At 41.3% G+C, this 3215-nt stretch carries 3 protein-coding genes and 2 tRNA genes; 1 reads left to right on the top strand and 4 read right to left on the bottom strand.

The annotated features are described in order from the left end of the window. The 3 genes from GCCT14_RS04170 to GCCT14_RS04160 all read right to left on the bottom strand — a co-directional run. The coding region (locus GCCT14_RS04170) for a YitT family protein (protein WP_192875503.1) at positions 1 to 247 on the bottom strand (247 nt) is incomplete at its 3' end. A gap of 65 nt (positions 248 to 312) precedes the next feature. Beyond that, positions 313 to 386, bottom strand: a tRNA-Asp gene (locus GCCT14_RS04165). 78 nt (positions 387 to 464) lie between these two features. Continuing rightward, positions 465 to 537, bottom strand: a tRNA-Val gene (locus GCCT14_RS04160). Positions 538 to 542: 5 nt separating this feature from the next. Here GCCT14_RS04160 and GCCT14_RS04155 point away from each other — a divergent pair. Beyond that, positions 543 to 1814 (top strand): hypothetical protein, encoded by a 1272-nt coding sequence (locus GCCT14_RS04155; protein ID WP_108624357.1) that lies wholly within the window; start codon positions 543 to 545, stop codon positions 1812 to 1814. Here GCCT14_RS04155 and glgB read toward each other — a convergent pair. Then, a partial coding sequence (gene glgB / locus GCCT14_RS04150; protein ID WP_108624356.1) for a 1,4-alpha-glucan branching enzyme occupies positions 1771 to 3215 on the bottom strand: 1445 nt, incomplete at its 5' end. The two genes, GCCT14_RS04155 and glgB, sit on opposite strands and share 44 nt — an antisense overlap.

The following is a 3215-nucleotide window of genomic DNA, read 5'->3' as shown; positions in this document are numbered from 1 at the left end:
TTTGGGCCAAAAAAACAAAAGGAGAAGATAGAATTAAAACTGCTAGCGGAAGCTTCGAAGGAGCTTCGAAGACTTGTGTGATTAAAATTGCAAGCCCAACAGTTCCACCATCAATCAACTGATTAGGAATCAAAAAGAAATGAAGAGCGAATGCTGTGAGCAACGCTCCCGTGGCAATAATAAAATAGGAAGAGAGGCGGGATAAAATTTTCACAAGTGTGCCACCCTTCTCAAAACAGGTAACCATACTCTACATTCTCCTAAACTATCTAGATTGAGAGAATGGAAAGAGGCACACAAGACGTGATCACTCGCGAGAGACGGGGCTCGAACCCGCAACCTCCGGCGTGACAGGCCAGCGCTCTAACCAATTGAACTACTCCCGCACAAACGATCACAATTCGGTTGAAAAATGAAATCTATCCCGTTGCCTCTGCAAAAAAACATTAACTGGGTCGCCTAGATGGGTGCAACAGGATTTGAACCTGTGACCCTCTGCTTGTAAGGCAGATGCTCTAACCACTGAGCTATGCACCCCAGCAGTGGCCGATTGCAGTTTAACAGAGCGAATCATTGTCGCCAAGATTCGGAGCAATGAAGTAAGGAGAGAGGCAGTTCCTCTCTTGACTATCATAAAATATCTTTTTTACAATGATCAAATCTTGTCGCTTGCCTTATTTCTAGGTTCTTCTCAACATGAACCGCTTTATTTTCTTTTGATCATTTGCATGATAGCTTTCTCTGTCCCTGTTTTTCTGTCTTATTCTTCTGTTAGTGAAGAAGTGGGCTCTACCTATTGGATTCCTTCTACTTTTTGGGTAGTACAAATTTTTCCAACATGTCTTTGTTTTTTCGATTGGAGCAATCGGGAAGAAAGAAAAGTTGATACATGGCATCTTCGATTGTCACACGATATTGAGCGTTTCTTTGTACAATGTGATTGGGATCGTCAATGTATTACTGTGACACTACAGATGGTTACAACAGTGACTGTTTTCTCTCTTCGGATTGGTTGTGACCCATATCATTTTGTTTTCTCATTCTTGCGTGGCCAAACTTTTTCTATGGATAGCACTTCAGGAAATCATATTGATGTGAAGAAAGGCGATGCGATCGAATTTGATTTGCATGGGACATATAAGCCTTGTCGAAAGCCTGAAAAAATGATGGATCTACTTCCAAAACTTTCATTTGGCTCTCACAAGAAAAAATGTTTTCATTCTCTCGATCGAGGAGGAAATCCAGCTGATTTACTTCCTTGTTTGTATGCCCTTTCGTTACTTGTGCCTCCACAAATCACATCATCTGGTGTAGATTGTACAGTGTCATCTCAGGAACTTCTTGATGCCTCTTTTCTTAAAGCATGGAGACGTCATTTTTCTTCTACATTCGTTCCGAGTTGGGAAGAGAAAAGATTTTATGGCAATCCCTCTTTTTTCCGTGGTGAAGGTAGCCCATTACAAATTCTTTCTTATTTTGGTAAGTCTGCCTTGAACTCGATCATTTGTAAACAAGATCAAGTGATTTCTCTTTTGCCCGCTCTTCCTCAATGGTCTATAGCTGGTAGGTTGCGTAATTTGCCCCTTGGGTTTGGTTCATGTAGTTTGATGTGGTCAAGACGAAAGATCAGGCGCTTTGTGTTAACGATTCATCAATCAATAATTTGTTTTTTTCTTTTTCCTAAAGGGGTGCGTGGCTTTCGAACTACCAGAAAAGGAGGAGGGCCCGGTATGTATTATGTTGTTGGATCGGAACCAGTTCCATTCGTTTTCAAAGAAGGGGACATTTTTTGTTTTGATCGATTTGAACATTAAACCACCGGGAGAGCCTTGTTTTGCTGAGGCCATTGAGCGAGGAAGCCCATTCTATAGCCTTGTTGAAGGGCCAACATTGTTGCCCCCATCTTTTTTTGGAACCACGAAAATAAGGATCGAGACCAAAATATTGTAATGTGTCGTGCACCCATCCCATTTGCCACTTAAAATCAAATCCAAATCCATGCTTTTCAAGAGACCAAGTCATGCGTGACCAATCGGTTGACTCTTCGGCAAAAGTTAATGCTCCTGGCGCACGTAAATGAACAATCGAATTGAGATGTTTAAGAAATTCCATGCTTTCTAGATTTTCTTTGCCACCATATCGATTGGGACTCCAATGACCATCTTCACGTCCATAATCTCGGTACAGCATGGAAGAAACAGCATCCACTCGCAAACCATCAACATGCAGAACATTCAACCAAAAAAGAGCACTTGCCAAAAGAAAGTTCGACACTTCATGACGACCATAATCGAATTGAAGCGTACCCCAATGTGGATGAATTTGTCGTAAAGGATCACCATCTTCAAAAAGAGGAAATCCATCAAACTTACAAAGCCCATGCTCATCTGGGCCAAAGTGAGCTGGAACCCAATCAAGGATCACACCAATGCCCAACTGATGCAATGTATCAACAAATTGCTGAAAATCTTGAATCGTTCCAAAGCGACTCGTCGGAGCAAAGTAACCAGTTGTCTGATAACCCCACGACTCATCAAGAGGATGTTCCGAAATAGGTAACAATTCAATATGAGTCATGCCCAATCGACGTACATACTTACCCAATTCTGATGCTAGCTTTTCGTAGGACAAAAATTGTCCTGAGGAGCGCTTCCAAGAACCCAAATGTACTTCGTAAACAGCAAGAGGCCGTTCTCGGGAATTTTCTTTTCGTTTCTGCATCCACTCTTGATCATTCCAAGAATAGCTTTTCCACTGATTGTTAATGATAGATGCTGTGGCCGGTCTCATCTCAAATTGAAAACCAAATGGGTCACTTTTTAGTGTGACTTGGTCTGCTTGATGAATAGCAAATTTGTATCTCTCACCATCTTTTAAACCAGGAATAAAAAGACTCCAAATACCTGATTCATGACGACACATTGGAAAGACACCAGACTCCCAAAGAGAAAAGTCTCCTAAAACAGATACACTGTTTGCTCGAGGTGCCCAAACGGAAAAAAGTACACCAGAAACTCCATCTAAACAGCATAAATGGGCACCTAACTTTTCAAAAAGTTCATAGTGCACTCCTTTCCCAAATAAATAGGCATCAAAATCGGAAAAACAAATAGGAAAAGCATATGGATCATGAATCCATCGACCATCAGGTAAAGAAATTTGATAGGCTAAAGGAGAGAAAGAAAGATTATCTGGAATGGCAAAAGGGATGGGTG

The organism is Candidatus Similichlamydia epinepheli (assembly GCF_003056015.1).
This window is presented reverse-complemented; position numbering and strand designations above follow the sequence as displayed.